Source organism: Vibrio sp. 10N.261.51.F12 (genome assembly GCF_041471725.1).
In the GTDB taxonomy this organism is placed as follows: domain Bacteria; phylum Pseudomonadota; class Gammaproteobacteria; order Enterobacterales; family Vibrionaceae; genus Vibrio.
The window spans coordinates 324719-343291 of record NZ_JBFROV010000001.1 but is presented as its reverse complement, the minus strand read 5'-3'; the positions used below and the strand labels follow the sequence as shown (position 1 = coordinate 343291).

Below are 18573 nucleotides of genomic sequence, written 5' to 3'. Positions count from 1 at the left end.
ATGAGACTTAAACGTAGCCAGATAAGAGACCATCAGGCAGAAGCGCGACTGTTTAAAAGTCGCGCTTTCGTATCCTTCATTTTCATTATAGTGATGATGATCGTTCTGGTCGCTAACCTTTACAACATCCAGATTAACCAATATCAAGACTATAAGACACGTTCAAACGATAACCGTATCAAGGTCGTGCCAATCGCCCCGAACAGAGGGTTAGTCTACGATAGAAACGGCATACTACTCGCTGAAAACCGACCTGTTTTCAACTTAGAAGTCATACCTGAAAAAGTCAAAGACATGGATCAAACCATCCTAGACTTACGTCAGTACCTTGATATTCCTGATGAAAGGATTGAAGCCTTCGAACGCGAGCGAAAACGTACTCGACGATTTAAGTCAATTCCACTTTTGACGCAACTCAACGAACAACAAGTCGCTACTTTCTCTGTTCACCAACATAAATTTCCTGGTGTCGAAATCGCCGCCACGCTAAAACGTTACTACCCATACGGGGAGGTGCTTACTCACGTAATCGGCTACGTTTCCCGTATCAATGACCGCGATATCCAGCGCCTTACCCGCGAAGAAAAAATATCTAATTATCAAGCTACTAGAGATATCGGCAAACTGGGAATAGAACGCTATTACGAAGACCTACTGCACGGTACGGCTGGCTACCAAGAGGTAGAAGTCAATAGCCGTGGTCGAGTACTTCGCACGCTTAAATTTGTCCCACCGACCCCTGGCAACGACATCGTTTTAAACCTAGACATAAAGCTGCAGCTCAAGGTTCATGATCTTCTTGCAGGCCGTCGCGGCTCTGCCATTGTCCTCGATCCAACCGATAACGGTGTCTTGGCCATGGTATCAAGCCCTAGCTATGATCCTAACGCCTTTGTAAATGGCATATCAAGTAAGGCTTATCGAGCATTGCTTGACGATAAAAACCGCCCATTAGTCAATCGTGCAACACTGGGTATTTACCCACCCGCGTCTACAGTAAAACCCTTTATTGCTGTTGCTGCGCTGCAAGAGGGCGTCATTACACCAACGACAAGCCGTAATGACCCAGGTTACTGGCGTATTCCAAACTCAAAAACCCGTCCCTATCGAGATTGGTTACGCTGGGGACACGGCAAGGTAACTATTGTCAAAGCCATCGAAGAATCTGTTGATACCTTTTTCTACCAGATTGCTTATGACATGGGGATTAACCGGTTATCTTCGTGGATGATGATGTTTGGATTTGGTGACTACACTGGCATTGATATTCATGAAGAGAGTAAGGCTAATATGCCAACTCGTGAGTGGAAAATGGCGAGACATCGCACACCTTGGTACCAAGGCGATACCATCCCTGTAGGCATCGGTCAAGGCTACTGGACGGCGACGCCAATGCAAATTGCTAAGGCAACCTCGGTTCTCGTTAATAGAGGGGAGGTGCTCTCTCCACACCTACTACGAGCAACCATCAACAACGGCGATAGCTTTGATAAGCAAACCTTGGTCGAGGTTGATAGCCGGCCTCCAATTACCGGTGTGCAAAAACGTTATTGGGATCTTGCACTTGAAGGCATGCGACGTGTTAACCATGGCGTAAAAGGTACCGCACGTCGCTCGTTTAAAAACATGCCATATCAATCTGGCGGTAAATCCGGCACCGCGCAAGTCTTTAGCCTAGGGCAAGACGAAGAGTACAATGCGGATGAAATCGCCGAGCACCTAAAAGATCACGCATTGTTTACTGGGTTTGCCCCGTTTGACCACCCAAAAGCGGTCGTGACAGTGGTGCTAGAGAATGCAGGTGGCGGGTCCACCAATGGTGCCCCTGTGGTTAGGCAAGTCTTTGACCTTGCACTCAGTGAAAATGAAGAGAGTGAAGAAGAATAATGAAATTCGACCCATCGACAGGACAAAATCGATTCCTGCTTGAACGCTTTCACATAGACCTGCCTCTTCTACTGGGTATCCTAGCGCTAATGGGGTTTGGTCTGGTTGTGATGTACAGCGCGAGCGGACAAAATCTTGCGATGATGGATAGGCAAGCCATGCGTATGGTACTGGCTTTAGTTGTAATGATTGGCCTCGCACAACTCTCACCACGAACCTACGAAACGCTGGCGCCTCTGATGTTTTTTACCGGTGTCATTCTCTTACTCGGCGTCTTGTTTTTTGGTGAGTCATCTAAAGGTGCTCAGCGGTGGCTAAACCTTGGATTCGTCCGCTTTCAGCCCTCAGAGCTTCTGAAACTTGCGGTGCCTCTCATGGTGGCAAGATATATAGGCAAACGCTCGCTGCCGATTAGCTTTCAAACCTTGATCGTGTCGTTAATCATGGTCATGGTGCCCACCATTCTCATTGCGAAACAACCCGACCTTGGTACCTCAATCCTGATTGCTGCCTCGGGCATATTCGTTATTTTTCTGGCCGGTATTAGCTGGAAAATCATTACGGGGGCCGCCATTGCTGTGGGGGCTTTTATTCCGGTATTGTGGTTTTTCCTAATGCGCGAATATCAGAAGGTACGAGTGAGAACCTTATTTGACCCAGAGTCCGACCCACTTGGCGCAGGTTATCACATCATCCAAAGTAAAATTGCTATTGGTTCGGGTGGCTTAGCCGGCAAAGGTTGGCTACACGGCACACAATCACAGTTAGAATTCTTACCTGAACGCCATACTGACTTTATCTTTGCAGTCATCGCAGAGGAATGGGGTATGATAGGTATCTTGCTGCTATTATCACTTTACTTGTTTATTATCGGACGTGGCCTTTATTTGGCCAGCTCAGCCCAAACGGCTTTTGGTCGAATGATGGCGGGCAGTATCGTCCTTAGCTTTTTTGTTTACGTTTTCGTAAATATTGGTATGGTAAGCGGTATATTACCTGTTGTAGGTGTGCCCTTACCGTTGATTAGCTATGGCGGTACCTCAATGGTTACACTCATGGCTGGTTTCGGCATTTTGATGTCTATACACACTCACCGCAAAGCGTTTTCAAAGGCAACGTAAATGACTCAGTTTCTTTCGTCTCTTCAACTTCGCTGGCTGTTTGCTGGTCTGAGTATTCTTGTGATGGTGGGCTGTTCTTCATCGGACAGCCGCTATGATATCAATGACGATGTTGCCCCATCGACACCAATTTCTGTTGAACATGTCGAGGGCGCCCAACCTAGGTATGAGCCTTATAGTCTAGGCGGCAATAAAGATTACAAACTGCGTGGCGAGCAATATTCGATCGTAAAAGATGCAGAAGGCTTTACTGAAAAAGGGCAAGCCTCTTGGTATGGTAAAAAGTTTCATGGGCACCTGACCTCGAATGGTGAGGTCTATGATATGTACTCGATGTCTGCGGCTCATAAAACATTGCCACTTCCAAGCTATGTTAAAGTCACCAATATTGATAACAATAAAGAAATCATCGTTCGAGTTAACGACAGAGGCCCATTTCATGAAGGTCGTATCATCGACCTTAGCTATGCCGCGGCAAAAAAGTTAGATGTGATCAAAACCGGCACTTCGAATGTCGAAATAGAGGTGATTACAGTAGAGAAACCGACCAGCCAACGTCAACTCGATAAGCATCCAAAATACGCCGTACAGGTTGCGGCGTCGCCACACAAAGACAGGATCACAAAGCTGTCAGATGAATTAAGCAAAACCCTATCGGTTGAGACGTTCCTATCACCGGTCAACAATAATTATCGCTTAATGCTTGGTCCTTTTAGTGACTATAAAGACACTCATGACGCGTTGGAGCAAGTACAAAAGCTTGGTTACCCATCAGCTTTCGTAAAAAAACTGTAAACTCCATTGACATAAATCACCGTTGTTACTTAGTGTGTATTATCTTTAGTGCGCAACGGTCTATCTGTTACTATACGGGCAACCTAAAAGTTGTGTTCAACATGAATAAAAAAAGTCTTCTATGAAATTCATTACTTCTATTGCTCTTGCAGCAACATTAACGGCTAATTATGCCGTAGCTACTCCTGTCGTGATGCCTAATGCGCCGCAAATTGCTGCAAAAGGCTTCGTACTTATGGACTTTAACTCCGGTAAAGTTCTCGCTGAGAAAGAGATGAACACACAGCTTCATCCTGCCAGCTTAACCAAAATGATGACCAGTTACGTCATTGGCCAAGAGCTTAAAAGCGGTAAGATTTCACCGGCTGATGAAGTGACGATTAGCAAGAATGCATGGGCTAAAAATTTCCCTGATTCTTCAAAGATGTTCATCGAAGTCGGCACGAAAGTGACCGTTGAAGAGCTAAACAAAGGCATCATCATCCAATCGGGAAATGACGCTTGTGTTGCCATGGCTGAACACATTGCTGGTTCTGAAGATGCCTTTGTTGATCTCATGAATGCGTGGGCAAGCTCTATCGGCATGCAAGATACTCATTTTGCTAACGTTCACGGCTTGGACAACCCAAACCTCTACTCCACACCTTATGATATGGCACTATTAGGGCGCGCTTTAATCAAAGACGTTCCTGATGAATATCGTGTTTATTCAGAGAAAAAGTTCACTTACAACGGCATCACACAATATAACCGCAATGGTTTGCTGTGGGATAAAAGCATGAATGTGGACGGTATTAAAACGGGTCACACCAGCAAGGCGGGTTATAGCCTAGTAAGCTCAGCGACCGAAGGCAAAATGCGCCTTGTCGCCGTGGTGATGGGCACAAAAAGTGCCAATGCTCGTAAATCAGAAAGTAAAAAGCTACTAAGCTATGGCTTTCGTTTCTTTGAAACCGTTAATCCACATACTGCAAACGAAACGTTCGTAGACGAAAAGGTCTGGATGGGTGACAAAGATACTGTCGCTCTCGGTGTTGCTGAAGATACGTTCGTGACATTACCTCGCGGACAAGCAAAGAACCTAAAAGCAAGCTTCGTACTTGAAAAACAACTTGAAGCCCCCATTTCTAAGGGTGATGTCGTTGGTAAGTTATTCTACCAACTCGATGGTAAAGACGTAGCCGAGTACCCATTACTTGCACTTGAAGATGTGCAAGAAGGCAGCTTATTTAGCCGTCTATGGGACTATATCGTATTGTTAGTGAAAAGCTTCTTCTAAGCGTTAACTAAACGACGATGAACAACAAAGCCGCCTCTTGCGGCTTTGTTGCTTTTTAACAAATATCTTTTGCTATCCTTACTGACAACGGACTCATCTTGAGTTTCGTCGACTTTGACATTACTATTCGCACCGTCGTAAACAATCTCATTTTTTGGAGCCCAATTATGTTAAACATCAATTCAGATGCAAAACTCAAGGACCTGTTAGAGTTTCCTTGCTCGTTTACATATAAAGTTATGGGCTACGCTAAGCCCGAACTTGTTGAAAAAGTAGTGGAAGTTATCCAGCGTCATGCACCTGGCGATTACACTCCAACTGTAAAACCAAGCGGAAAAGGCACCTATAATGCCGTTTCAATCAACATTACCGCCACGTCTATCGAACAAGTCGAAATCTTGTACAAAGAGTTAGGTGAGATTGATATTGTTCGCATGGTTCTATAATAATTTTAAAAATTCAATTTTTTTTGAAAGCAGCCTTGGCTGCTTTCTTTTTATCTTTCAATAATTTAGATAAAACATGTAGCCAAAGCGTTAAATTGTCACGATTTACTGGTAGTTCAGGCAATCGATCAGGTTTATAATGCGAACACTTTATTAAGTAGTACTAGGAGTGCCGGTGAAGAATCAGCTAGTAGTAAGAAAGCTCGGTCGCAAGGATTACGAACCAATCTGGAAAGCGATGCACGCGTTCACTGATGATCGTAATGACGATACTCGTGACGAAATCTGGCTAGTTGAACACAACCCGGTCTTTACGCAAGGGCAAGCGGGTAAAGAAGAGCATCTACTCAATACCGGTGATATTCCAGTGGTCAAAAGCGATCGTGGTGGACAAGTCACTTACCATGGTCCCGGTCAACTGGTGGCCTACTTCCTCATTAACCTACGCAGAAAGAAATTAGGCGTTCGAGATCTCGTCACTCACATAGAGAACCTCGTCATCAATACGTTAAACACTTATAATATAGCTGCAGCCGCGAGGCCAGATGCACCTGGTGTTTACGTTGATGGGAAAAAGATCTGTTCCCTTGGGCTTCGTATCCGCAAAGGGTGTTCATTTCATGGACTGGCCTTAAATGTCGATATGGATCTTGCCCCCTTTCTAAGAATTAATCCGTGCGGCTATGCCGGCATGGAAATGATCCAAGTCAGCCAACTCGGTGGCCCCAAAAGTATCGCCAGTGTCGAAGAGCAGCTGGTCAATGAACTAATAAAACTACTTGATTACACACAAGTAGAATTCAGCGAAGAAGCATAAGACGATGAGCAAACCTATACAAATGGAAAAAGGCGTCAAGTATCGCGACGCAGATAAAATGGCACTCATTCCGGTAAAGAACATGCCGGAAGAGCAAAAAGAAGTACTACGCAAACCAGAATGGATGAAGATCAAACTACCGTCTGATAGCCAACGCATCCAAGAGATCAAAAAGGCGATGCGTAAGAATAATCTTCACTCTGTTTGTGAAGAAGCTTCCTGCCCAAACCTTGCGGAGTGCTTTAACCACGGTACTGCAACGTTTATGATTCTTGGCGCAATTTGTACACGCCGCTGTCCATTTTGTGATGTTGCCCATGGTCGCCCAAATGCACCTGAATCCAATGAGCCTCAAAAGCTTGCTCAAACCATCAAAGACATGAAGCTCAAGTATGTTGTCGTTACCTCTGTTGACCGCGATGACTTACGTGATGGTGGTGCTGACCATTTTGCGAATTGTACGCGTGAGATTCGCGCATTAAACCCAGAGATTCGCATTGAAACACTCGTACCCGATTTCCGCGGACGTATGGATGTGGCTCTAGAAGCATTAAAAGACAACCCGCCAGATGTCTTCAACCACAACCTAGAAACAGCACCTAGACTCTATCGCAAGGCTCGCCCAGGAGCGAACTACAAGTGGTCTCTACAGCTCCTAGAGAAATTCAAAGCCATGCACCCTGACGTACCCACTAAATCTGGGGTGATGATGGGCCTAGGTGAGACAAAAGAAGAGATAGTACAGGTACTTAAAGATCTTCGCGCCCACGGTGTCACCATGCTGACTCTAGGCCAGTACCTTGCACCGAGTCGCCACCATTTACCCGTTGAACGCTACGTTCCGCCTTCAGAGTTTGATGAGCTAAAAGAAATCGCACTTGATCTTGGCTTTACGCATGCGGCATGCGGTCCGTTCGTGCGCTCTTCTTATCACGCTGATCTACAAGCAAAAGGCGTTGAAATTAAGTAATCGACGATCACCAGCGCTCGATACAAGAAACACGGATTGGCGATGCGCTATCCGTGTTTTTTTTGAGAAAAACATGCAACATGACCATCTCGCACTCGCATTTTCGCCATTTTTAGGTAGGCTTAATGAAAAACATCAGCCATTCAAGGATGTAAGCATGAAACTGCTTAAAATAGGTTTACCGATCATTGCCGCCACACTCATTGCAGGTTGTGCTCAAAACTCCCAGCAAGACAACTATTTAGAGGCCTCCTTCGAGTTATGTAACACCGAAGTCAATCTCTATTCTGTCAGCGACGATGGCCGTGTAAGAGTCGTATGTAAAGATGGCGCTAAATTCTCTATGAATAGTGAAAAGACCCTCGAAATCATGCGAGACATCAATATTGATTACTGTAACGGTGAAGGTCTGGGGCAATTTAACGAGAGTCGTAAATACTATTCCTTCAAGTGTAAATCTGGAACATTACTCAATATCAATAAGTAACGCCAGGCTGTAAATTCCAGACATAAAAAAAGCGAGCTAATTAGCTCGCTTTTTTACGTTAATGCCTTGCGCTGCAAGGCATTAAACATCGAATTACGCGTAAACAGGTAGGCGTTTGCAGATTTCTAGAACCTTCGCTTTTGTTGCTGCTACTACGTCTTCGTTACCGATGTTATCAAGAACATCTGACATCCAGTTAGCCAACTCTTTTGCATCAGCTTCACTAAAGCCACGGCGAGTGATCGCTGGCGTACCAATACGGATACCAGACGTTACAAATGGGCTACGTGGGTCATTCGGTACCGAGTTTTTGTTAACCGTAATGTTAGCAGAACCCAAAGCCGCATCCGCTTCTTTACCGGTGATGTCTTTATCAATCAGGTCAACAAGGAACAAATGGTTCTCTGTTGAGTTAGATACGATTTTGTAGCCGCGCTCTTGGAATTGCGCAACCATCGCTTTGGCATTATCAACAACACGTTGTTGGTACGCTTTAAATTCTGGCTCCATCGCTTCTTTAAATGCCACCGCTTTACCTGCGATTACGTGCATTAAAGGACCGCCCTGACCACCAGGGAAAACCGCTGAGTTCAGTTTTTTGTACATGTCTTCACCAGCATTTGAAAGAATCAAACCGCCACGTGGACCTGCAAGTGTTTTATGCGTGGTAGTGGTAACAACATGAGCATGTGGAACCGGTGTTGGGTAAACACCTGCCGCGATAAGACCCGCTACGTGAGCCATATCAACAAAGAAGTACGCGCCAACTTTGTCCGCGATTTCACGCATACGTGCCCAATCAACGATTTGAGAGTAAGCAGAGAAACCACCAATGATCATTTTCGGTTTGTGCTCAACCGCCAACTGCTCCATTTCGTCGTAGTTGATTTGACCCGCTTCATCAATACCGTAAGGAATCACGTTGTAGTGCTTACCAGAGAAGTTTACTGGAGAGCCATGAGTCAAGTGACCGCCGTGTGCTAGGCTCATGCCTAAAACGGTATCACCCGGATTTAAAAGCGCCATGTAAACAGCACTGTTAGCTTGAGAGCCAGAGTGCGGCTGAACGTTTGCATACTCACAGCCAAAAAGCTCACAGGCACGATTAATCGCCAGTGTTTCTGCTTTATCGACATACTCACAACCACCGTAGTAGCGCTTGCCTGGGTAGCCTTCTGCATACTTGTTGGTTAATTGAGTGCCTTGCGCTTCCATCACGCGAGGACTGGTGTAGTTTTCCGAAGCGATAAGCTCAATGTGCTCTTCTTGACGAAGAGTTTCTTCTTGAATGGCTGCAAATAGTTCCGCATCGTAATCAGCGATGTTCATATCACGCTTTAGCATCTGTATCTCCTGACTCAGATTGTACTGAAAGTTTCAAAAAAACCACACAATGACCAAAAGCAAACGTTTTCGTCACCACATTTGATGAATCGCATGATACATAATTTGATCTAGGTCATAAAGAAAAAAATGGATCTTTTTCATGCAGTTTTTTCATAGTGAACGTTAGATTACATCATGTACCAAGTGAAAATAGCCGTAGAGGTAATCTAAAGTGTCAATAATTCGTTTTACAGTGTGTAAAAATTGAATTACATAGGTTTACCGCAAATTTCACACCCAAGCTATCGAAATGGTCACCTTTTTATTATTATTGCCGCGAATTGTTATTGGAAGACTTTTAACCTGATGGAAAAACACTCACTAAAAGAAGACTGGATAGCCATTTTGACGGGCACCTTTATTGTGGCTCAAGGCATATTCTTCTTACAATCTGCTCAACTACTTACTGGTGGTACAACCGGCCTTGCATTGTTATTGAGCCAGTTTTTGCCGGTTTCCTTTGGTATGCTGTATTTTGCCGCCAATAGTCCATTTTATCTGTTGGCTTGGCGCCGCTTTGGCAAGCGCTTTGCGTTAAGTAGTGCTATCTCTGGTGCATTGGTTTCCATATTTGCTGACAATATGCATCATGTTGTCTCAGTGGACCACATTAATACGGTGTATTGCGCAATAGCAGGTGGGTTGTTGATGGGCTTAGGTATGCTCATTTTATTCCGCCATCGCTCAAGCCTTGGCGGATTCAACGTACTGTGCTTGTTCGTACAAGAGCGCTTTGGGATATCAGTTGGCAAAACACAATTAGCCATCGACTGCACCATTTTACTCGCGTCTTGTTTCTTCGTTGCTCCACCGGTTATATTGGTGTCAATTATTGGCGCCGTAGTACTCAATATTGTACTAGCCATGAATCACAAACCCACACGCTATGTCGTCACGTACGGCTAGCATGACGCAGATTAGACATCAGTAGCAAATTTGAAATCAGTAACAAATTCGAAATCAATAACAATAAGCCCCTCCGAAGAGGGGCTTATTGTTACGTGCTATTGAGTCATGAATGACAAGAAAACGGTATTCATACCGTTTCTATCAATGCAATAAAATCGCCATGGTTTGGTATGGCTTGAGAGTCACAATATTCGTGAGCCTCACCACTTCCTCTTGCTCATAATTACTAATCACAACCGTACCCTTCCGACCATTAAATTGCTCGGCTAGCGACACCTGCACCTCTTCTGCATAGTAGTTATTCAAACAAAGCAATTGGCTGTCCTCGTTTTCTCTTAGGTAACCATGTACCTGACCATGCATTGGGTACAAATCCACATAACGACCATCCGTAATCACTGATAACTCTTTTCGCAATGCGATTAACTGTTGGTAGAAATAAAACACCGAATGCTTATCGGCAAGCGCTGTCTTTGCGTTGATATCAGGATAGTTACTTGCGACCTCAATCCAAGGCGTCCCTGTCGAAAATTCAGCATTAGCTTTGTCACTCCACTGCATAGGCGTGCGTGAGTTGTCACGTGATTTCTGCTGAAGAATAGCCATAATCTCATCGTGATTTAATTCACCTGTTTCCTTCATCACCTTATACATATTGAGGCTTTCCACGTCTCGATATTGTGATAACTCAGAGAACCTTGGGTTGGTCATGCCAATTTCTTCGCCCTGATAGATATATGGCGTACCTTGCATCATATGAACGGATGCGGCCAACATCTTCGCCGACTCGACTCGATAGTGCTCATCATCCCCAAGACGGCTAACCACTCTCGGCTGGTCATGGTTACACCAAAACAATGCGCCCCACCCTTGATTGTGCAACCCAGTTTGCCAATGGTTAAAAATCTTCTTCAATTCAATAAAATCGAATGGCGCAAGCCGCCATTTTTCACCATCAGGGTAATCCACTTTCAGATGGTGAAAATTAAAGACCATAGAGAGTTCTTTACCATTTGTCGCGCTGTATTGCTGGCAGTGTTCTAAGGTTGTCGATGACATCTCACCGACGGTCACTGAGCCATATTTTTGGAAAACGGCGCTGCTAATTTCTTGAAGGTATTCATGCACCCGAGGACCATCAGTATAAAATCGACGGCCATCCCCCGCAGCATCATCCATAAACGCTTGCTGTTTGGAGATAAGATTAATGACATCTAAACGGAATCCATCGACACCTTTTTGGGCCCAAAACTCGATCACTTGCTTCACTTCATTTCTAACCGCAGGGTTTTCCCAGTTAAGATCAGCCTGCTCTTCAGCAAATAAGTGAAGAAAGTACTCATTGGTTTGTTCATCCAGCTTCCATGCTGAACCGCCAAATTTCGATTGCCAGTTATTGGGTGCAGCCTGATTTTTACCGGGTTTCCAGATGTAGTAATCACGATACGGGCTGCTTTTATCCCCTAAGGCTGATTGAAACCATTTGTGCTCAGTCGACGTATGATTCACCACAATATCCATGACGAGTCGGATCCCTCTTTGATGGGCTTGCGCTAGCAACTCATCAAAGTCGGCCATGCTGCCAAAGTCGGGGTTAATCGAGTAATAATCAGAAATGTCATAGCCATTATCAACCATGGGAGAGGCATAGATAGGCGTGAGCCAAATCGCGTCCACGCCTAGTGTCGCCAAATAATCCAATTTAGAGGTAATGCCCTTAATGTCCCCGACTCCCGTCGAACCGCTATCACAAAAACTCTTCGGGTAGATTTGGTAAATAGTGGCCGTTTTCCACCATTCTTGTTGAGTTTGTAAACCCATCAGCGTTATCTCACTTACACATTAAAAAAAGAAAAGCAGAGGTTCATTGCCATGAACCTCTTAAGGGTTACGCACTGGCTAGCTCTAGCTCACCTTTTGATTGTGCGCGCTTATACATGAACAATGTGAGCATGATTGGAACCACCATCGCCACCAGCATTGCGATAAGATAAATAGTCCAATACTGGGGTTGAATTGAAAGGATTCCCGGTAGACCACCGACACCAATACCGTTTGCCATCACACCTGCACTACCACAAATAGCCGCCGCCGCCGCGCTGCCGATCATGGCACTGAGCATTGGGAATTTATATTTCAGGTTGATACCGTACATGGCCGGTTCCGTTACCCCAAGGTAAGCTGAAATGGCCGCAGGAACGGAAATATCACGTTCTCCTTCGCGTTTACTAATCATAATGATGCCGACAACCGCCGATGCTTGAGCGATATTAGATAGTGCGATTAGAGGCCAAATTGGGGTACCACCAAGCTCTTGCATTAGCTGTAAGTCAACGGCATTAGTCGTGTGATGAATACCTGTAATCACTAAAGGTGCGTAGAAAAAACCAAACACAATCGCACCAATGACCGCAAAATCGCCTGTCATTGCCGCTTTAGCAGCAAAGGCCACACCATCACCTAATACGCGACCAAAAGGGCCGATAAAAGCATGGGCAAGAACAACCGATAAGATGATTGATACAAACGGCACAACAACAAGGTAGAGATAGCTCGGAACAATACGTTTTAAATTGGTTTCAATAAAAGCCAACGCAACACCGGCCAACATCGCAGGAATAACCTGAGCTTGATAACCCACCTTTTCAATAACAAAAAGACCAAAATCCCAGACTTCAGGTACTTCCTTACCAATAAGATAGGCATTCATGAGTTGCGGGGACACCAACGTAATCCCTAAGGTAATCCCCAAAATAGGGGTGCCACCAAGCTTCTTAACCGTGGACCAACACACGCCAACAGGTAGAAAGAAGAAAATCGCCTCACCAATCAACCATAAGAACGAGTGCACCGTTGCCCAGAACTGGCTGATTTCCGTTAATGTTTGGCCATCAAACATTCGAATATCGCCGATTACATTACGAAACCCTAGAATCAAGCCGCCAGTGATAATTGCAGGCAAAAGTGGCACAAAGATTTCGGCAAGGTGAGAAATACCACGCTCTACGATGTTCATATTGGTGCGCGCTGCTACCTTGGCCTCATCTTTTGAGGATTCACTTTTACCGGTCATGCTAATAAGCACTTTATAAACCTCATCAACCTCAGTACCAATTACAACCTGAAATTGTCCTGCGTTTGTAAAACAACCTTTTACAAGCTTCAGTTGTTCTAGTGCCGCCTTGTTCGCTTTGTCGGTATCATTTAAAACGAAGCGAAGGCGAGTTAAACAGTGGCTCACGCTGGCAATGTTTTCTTTTCCACCAACACCGTCGATGATGGCAGCAACATCTTGCTTGGCTATATGACTCATCGTATGCAGACCTTTTCTGATAATTGAGACGAGGATCCGCTCATCTCTAATAAATTATAGTATATCGCCTCGCCATGGGAACATTCCCACCACCAAGCCAATGCAGTGTGCCAACACAGCGCAAAGATGTGAATGGGAACATTCCCATTAATTGAACGTGATCACAAAGTTTGTTCATATTTAACGCACATTACTAACGTTATAAATAATAATTCGTGAATAAATGGCGTGAACTCGATACCGAGGAAAACGAAGAATTAAACCGCTTCTTGCATTAGGTGTTGAATAGAATCGTCTCCCGATAACTGACGAATCAATAGATTAGCGGCTTTTTTTCCAGCCTGAAGGTAACCAGGATCAATGCTGTATATTTTAGGGAATAGAAAAGAAAGGAGTTCATTTCCACCGATACCCGTCACTAAGATATCTTCTCGCCCCAATTCTTGCAGGCGTTTGACGGTCCCCAAAGCCAATGTATCACTCGCACATACGATGGCTTGTAAGGATTCACTCAGTACTTTATCGACCAAATGGTAGGCGCTATCGTGATGCAACGCACCGGTTTCAAAGCGAGGATCGATATTGCGCTCTTCACACCATGCTTGGTAAGCCTTAAGACGAGCAAGACCGGTCGTTTTATCGGTGGGATCAACACCAATAAACGCGAGACGCGACAACCCATCGGTAGACAGTTTATCGAGGACGGAACGTATCAGCCCTTGGTTATCGTAGTTGATAGAGGAAACGAGATCGGTGTCCATCGCAATCACGACCGCTCTTGATTGCCAGCCGCTCACGGCTTCAACATCCAAAGCCGTAAATCCAAAAACAATCACACCGTCGACATTACGTTTACGCAATACATTCAAATGCTCATTGGTTTTCAAAGGATCAAATTGACTTTCCATGATCACTACATCATATCCCGCACCATATAAAACGTTGAGCATGCCACTGACGGCTTTGTTTTCCGAAGGTGAGTCAAGACGAGAAATAATAACACCTACGACTTTCTGATTACCGCCGCTTCTCATCGATTGCGCCGATTTTGACGGTACATAACCATGCTCAGCGATCACAGCTTCAACTTTTTGACGCGTGTCAGGCTTCACTTTAGGGTCATTAGTCAAGACACGAGATACGGTTGACTTCCCAACGCCCGACAGTTTAGCGATGTCTAAAATGGTGAGCTTCTTACTCATAATACCTTCAATATTTTTTTTATTTCAACGTGCAGTTTTTGTAAACCTGATCCATTACCGTCAACATCGCTTGATCGCCCTTCATAAATAGCTCTAACTCTGAACCAACCTCTTGTTGGCCCTCTAGCGCATATTTCACACCCGAAGCGGATGGCACTCGATGTAAGTGGTTTTCAGTACCATCAAACAACAGCAATACCTGTTCATCATCCAATGGCGTAACGGAAAACTGAGTTTCATCACATGAGTAGATCATGCTGGTGAGTGTCGATGTCGAAGCGTGTTCTTCATTCATTGTGATGGGTGCTGAATGCTGACTGCACCCAGCAAGCCAACTCACAATAGCGGCAACCATTGCTAAACGACAAATCTTCGTATTGATAACTTTCATTGCTACTCCCTAGCGAATGTTACGTCCTGTAAATAGAAGGAAATGCGGTGGATGCCTATTTTCACAATCCACAATGCATGACACGACCTTACTGTTTAGTGATGGCTTATCGTTGCCACCAGTGATGTTAGCGGCCAGCCAAATACCCTGGAACATCACGAATACTATCTAGTACTGCTGACGCAATATTCTCGCCACGCTCTGTGACGGGTTTCCCCGTACGGACCAATATTTTTGTCGTCACACCCGCCGCCTCTGCTGCCATGAGATCTTCCGCTTTATCGCCAACCATTACCGAGTTAGCCATATCGATATCAAGGAAATCACGAGCAGAGATAAACATACCTGGCTTAGGCTTTCGACATTCGCAATCTTGTTTATATTCCCCAATACCATGCTCAGGGTGGTGAGGACAATAATAGATACCGTCTAGTTCCACGCCGTTATCGCTAAAATTCCAATCCATCCACTGCGTCAGGGACATAAAACGATCTTCTGAAAACATCCCACGCGCGACACCAGATTGATTGGTGACGATCACAAGCATATAACCCATCTCTTTTAATTTTTGGGTTGCCGCAAATACTCCGTCAATGTACTCAAAGTCATGCTCATCACTGACGTATCCATGATCGACATTAATCACGCCATCACGGTCTAAAAACACAGCGGGTTTAGCCACGGGTTACTCTCTTGTTGTATGTGGATGTTTGTACTTTGAATTATTACACGCTTTGATCGCTTCATCACTATGAAAATGACGTTTAGACGTCTAGACGTAAAAATATCTATTGACACAAATAAGCGAAACCCATAGCATCTTCTAGTAATTGGGATGTAGTTCAAACTTTTATGCTACTCATTGAGTTCAGGTTGCTTAGATGATCGAAATTAATCAAGTAAACAAAGTGTTTTATCAAGGCACGAAAGCCATTAATGCGCTAGCCGATATAGACCTTCATATAAAAGAAGGGACTATTTTTGGTGTGATCGGTGCATCAGGAGCGGGTAAAAGTACTCTTATTCGCTGTGTAAACATGCTTGAAGCTCCGACATCGGGCTCAGTGATCGTTGACGGCGTTGACCTTACTCAATTGAGTAAATCACAATTAAGCGCTGCACGTCGTAACATTGGTATGATCTTCCAGCATTTCAATTTACTGTCTTCTCGTTCTGTATTTGACAATATTGCTCTTCCTCTTGAGTTGGCAGGTAAAGACCAGGCAGCAATAGAAGCAAAGGTATCTGAATTATTAATTTTGGTTGGTCTGGATGACAAACGTGATACCTACCCGGCCAATCTAAGTGGTGGACAAAAACAGCGTGTCGCGATTGCCCGCGCGCTAGCGTCAGACCCAAAAGTCTTGCTGTGTGATGAAGCCACCAGTGCGTTAGACCCAGCAACAACACAGTCTATTCTGGAGCTACTCAAAACCATCAACCGCAAGCTTAAAATTACGATTTTATTGATTACGCATGAAATGGATGTAGTCAAAAGCATTTGCCACCAAGTTGCGATTATCGGTGACGGCAAACTAGTTGAAAAAGGCTCCGTCGGTGACATCTTTGCTCATCCTAAAACCGAGCTCGCTCATCAGTTTATCCGTTCGACTCTAGATTTATCGATTCCTGAGGACTACCAGCGCCGTCTACAAGACTCACGAGTAAGCGGTAGCCACCCGCTGGTTCGATTAGAGTTCACTGGAGCAACCGTAGATGCCCCGCTAATCTCACAGATAGCAAGAAAATATAATATTGATATCAGTATCTTAAGTTCAGATCTTGATTATGCAGGCGGAGTAAAATTCGGCATGATGGTGGCTGAGATTTTTGGTACTGAAATTGATGATAACGCTGCAATTGATTATTTACGCGACCACAATGTAAAAGTAGAGGTACTTGGTTATGTCCTTTAATACCGTTTCAGATTGGTTATCACTGAATGGGGATCTGCTTTTAGGTGCCACGTGGGAAACCTTGTATATGGTTGCCGTGGCCGGTGTTGTAGGGTTTGCCGTCGGTATTCCTTTGGGGGTCATTTTACACACGACCAAAAAAGGAGGGTTACTTGAAAACACTCGCCTGAATAAAGTACTCGGGGCGGTGGTTAATATCGGTCGTTCTGTTCCTTTTCTCGTGTTAATGGTCGCCATCATTCCATTAACTAAGCTATTGATTGGCACTTTTATTGGCACAACGGCGGCCATCGTGCCTCTTACTATTGGCGCTATTCCTTTTGTTGCTCGTCTCATCGAGGGTGCGTTGCTTGAAGTACCAAGCGGATTAGTCGAAGCGGCGCAATCAATGGGAGCGACGCCTTACCAGATCATCACTAAGGTACTGCTTCCTGAGGCACTGCCAACCATCATCAATTCAGTGACCATTACGCTCGTCACACTGGTCAGCTATTCTGCTATGGCAGGCACCGTTGGCGGGGGTGGCTTAGGTGATGTTGCAATACGATACGGATTCCATCGCTACGATGTGGTCATCATGGCCGTTACCGTTGTCATGCTCATCGTATTAGTTCAAATTATTCAGTCTATTGGCGACAATGTTGTGCGCCGTGTAGACCACAGATAAATAAAGATTTAACGATTTATAACAAGGAGAAAGTCATGAAATTTAATCTTAAAGGGTTGCTTGCTATTGCAGCCGCTGCATCAGCGCTTGTGCTATCAGGTTGTGGTGAAAAAGAAGTCGATACCAACAGCATCAAAGTTGGCGTGATGGCTGGAGCAGAAGCTCAGGTTGCGGAAGTCGCAGCAAAAGTAGCGAAAGAAAAATACAACCTAGACGTTGAACTCGTGACTTTCACTGACTATGTGACGCCAAATGCGGCACTAGACGACGGTTCTATCGATCTCAATGCATTCCAACACAAACCATACCTTGACCAACAAGTCGCTGATCGTGGTTACAAATTAACGGTTGCAGGCAACTCATTCGTCTACCCTATTGCGGGTTACTCTAAGCAAGTCACCTCTATCGATGATATTGCAGAAGGCGCACGTATTGCCGTACCTAATGACCCAACAAACCTAGGTCGTTCTCTATTGTTGCTTGAGCAACAAGGTCTTATCACACTTCGTGAAGGCGCTGGTCTTCAAGCAACCGTTCGTGACATCGTAGAGAACCCAAAAAACATCACTATTGTAGAGCTAGATGCCGCGCAACTGCCTCGCTCTCTTGACGATGTGGCCTTGTCTATTATCAACACGACGTATGCAAGTTCAATTGACTTAACACCAGAAAAAGATGGCGTGTTTGTTGAAAACAGTGAGTCACCATACGTCAACCTAATTGTTGCTCGTGAAGACAACGTAAACCTTGAGAATGTGCAGAACTTTGTTAAAGCTTACCAAACTGAAGAAGTCTTCAACGCAGCGTCTGAGATCTTTAAAGGTGGTGTGGTTAAAGGCTGGGAGTAACCGCCTTTTTGCTATCACTAGGGCGACAATGGCATAGCGAAAGCATCATTTAACCAACATCTGAGCAAGATCAAAAAAGGGAGATACTTATGTATCTCCCTTTTTTTCATCTCGTATGAAAAGTGACATAACCATCTGT

The 18573-nt window shown here is 44.8% G+C and carries 18 protein-coding genes; 12 read left to right on the top strand and 6 right to left on the bottom strand.

Annotated features, from left to right (window positions below; all coding sequences use genetic code 11):
* From mrdA to AB4405_RS01435, 8 genes are all read left to right on the top strand, one after another.
* Window positions 1-1887: a penicillin-binding protein 2 gene (mrdA, locus tag AB4405_RS01470; RefSeq protein WP_372059336.1), complete on the top strand. Its 1887-nt coding sequence runs from the start codon at window positions 1-3 to the stop codon at window positions 1885-1887.
* Window positions 1887-3008 (top strand): rod shape-determining protein RodA, encoded by a 1122-nt coding sequence (rodA, locus tag AB4405_RS01465; RefSeq protein WP_102468830.1) that lies wholly within the window; start codon window positions 1887-1889, stop codon window positions 3006-3008. The genes mrdA and rodA overlap by 1 nt, the downstream gene beginning before the upstream one ends.
* Window positions 3009-3803, top strand: a complete 795-nt coding sequence (locus AB4405_RS01460; protein WP_372059335.1) for a septal ring lytic transglycosylase RlpA family protein — start codon at window positions 3009-3011, stop codon at window positions 3801-3803.
* 121 nt (window positions 3804-3924) lie between these two features.
* Complete coding sequence (locus tag AB4405_RS01455) at window positions 3925-5082, top strand: serine hydrolase (protein WP_102468832.1); 1158 nt, start codon at window positions 3925-3927, stop codon at window positions 5080-5082.
* A 167-nt stretch (window positions 5083-5249) separates the two neighbouring features.
* Window positions 5250-5528, top strand: coding sequence for a DUF493 family protein YbeD (gene ybeD / locus AB4405_RS01450; RefSeq protein ID WP_102468833.1), 279 nt, complete (start codon window positions 5250-5252; stop codon window positions 5526-5528).
* Between the two features lie 175 nt (window positions 5529-5703).
* The gene (gene lipB / locus AB4405_RS01445; RefSeq protein ID WP_102468834.1) at window positions 5704-6345 is read left to right on the top strand and encodes a lipoyl(octanoyl) transferase LipB; all 642 of its coding nucleotides are present in this window, start codon (window positions 5704-5706) and stop codon (window positions 6343-6345) included.
* A gap of 4 nt (window positions 6346-6349) precedes the next feature.
* A complete protein-coding gene (gene lipA, locus AB4405_RS01440) occupies window positions 6350-7315 on the top strand; it encodes a lipoyl synthase (RefSeq protein WP_102468835.1) in 966 nt (321 codons plus the stop codon).
* Between the two features lie 157 nt (window positions 7316-7472).
* Window positions 7473-7802: a hypothetical protein gene (locus AB4405_RS01435; protein ID WP_102468849.1), complete on the top strand. Its 330-nt coding sequence runs from the start codon at window positions 7473-7475 to the stop codon at window positions 7800-7802.
* A gap of 93 nt (window positions 7803-7895) precedes the next feature.
* On the opposite strand, the gene glyA is transcribed toward AB4405_RS01435, so the two are convergent.
* On the bottom strand, window positions 7896-9146 hold the full coding sequence (gene glyA, locus AB4405_RS01430) for a serine hydroxymethyltransferase (protein WP_102468836.1): 1251 nt from the start codon (window positions 9144-9146) through the stop codon (window positions 7896-7898).
* Between the two features lie 348 nt (window positions 9147-9494).
* Between glyA and AB4405_RS01425 the strand changes: the two genes are divergently transcribed.
* Window positions 9495-10094, top strand: a complete 600-nt coding sequence (locus AB4405_RS01425; protein ID WP_102468837.1) for a YitT family protein — start codon at window positions 9495-9497, stop codon at window positions 10092-10094.
* A gap of 144 nt (window positions 10095-10238) precedes the next feature.
* Here the strand turns inward: AB4405_RS01425 and treC are convergent, their stop codons facing one another.
* The 5 genes from treC to gmhB all read right to left on the bottom strand — a co-directional run bounded on the left by treC (window position 10239) and on the right by gmhB (window position 15685).
* Window positions 10239-11918 (bottom strand): alpha,alpha-phosphotrehalase, encoded by a 1680-nt coding sequence (gene treC / locus AB4405_RS01420; protein WP_372059334.1) that lies wholly within the window; start codon window positions 11916-11918, stop codon window positions 10239-10241.
* Between the two features lie 67 nt (window positions 11919-11985).
* Complete coding sequence (gene treB / locus AB4405_RS01415) at window positions 11986-13410, bottom strand: PTS trehalose transporter subunit IIBC (RefSeq protein ID WP_102468465.1); 1425 nt, start codon at window positions 13408-13410, stop codon at window positions 11986-11988.
* Window positions 13411-13667: 257 nt separating this feature from the next.
* A complete protein-coding gene (gene treR, locus AB4405_RS01410; RefSeq protein WP_372059333.1) occupies window positions 13668-14612 on the bottom strand; it encodes a trehalose operon repressor TreR in 945 nt (314 codons plus the stop codon).
* Between the two features lie 19 nt (window positions 14613-14631).
* On the bottom strand, window positions 14632-15003 hold the full coding sequence (locus tag AB4405_RS01405) for an MliC family protein (RefSeq protein WP_372059332.1): 372 nt from the start codon (window positions 15001-15003) through the stop codon (window positions 14632-14634).
* 127 nt (window positions 15004-15130) lie between these two features.
* Entirely contained in the window at window positions 15131-15685 is a 555-nt protein-coding gene (gene gmhB / locus AB4405_RS01400) for a D-glycero-beta-D-manno-heptose 1,7-bisphosphate 7-phosphatase (protein ID WP_372059331.1), read from the bottom strand.
* A 199-nt stretch (window positions 15686-15884) separates the two neighbouring features.
* On the opposite strand from gmhB, the gene metN reads away from it, so the two are divergent.
* Genes metN through AB4405_RS01385 form a run of 3 tightly spaced genes read left to right on the top strand, consistent with a single transcriptional unit; the run spans window position 15885 to window position 18434 of the window.
* Window positions 15885-16919 carry a methionine ABC transporter ATP-binding protein MetN gene (gene metN, locus AB4405_RS01395; RefSeq protein ID WP_102468461.1) on the top strand — a complete coding sequence of 345 codons (1035 nt, stop codon included), beginning with the start codon at window positions 15885-15887 and terminating at the stop codon, window positions 16917-16919.
* Entirely contained in the window at window positions 16909-17586 is a 678-nt protein-coding gene (locus AB4405_RS01390) for a methionine ABC transporter permease (protein ID WP_372059330.1), read from the top strand. Before metN ends, AB4405_RS01390 begins: the two co-directional genes overlap by 11 nt.
* Before the next feature lie 35 nt (window positions 17587-17621).
* Entirely contained in the window at window positions 17622-18434 is an 813-nt protein-coding gene (locus tag AB4405_RS01385; protein WP_372059329.1) for a MetQ/NlpA family lipoprotein, read from the top strand.
* Window positions 18435-18573: the final 139 nt, after the last annotated feature.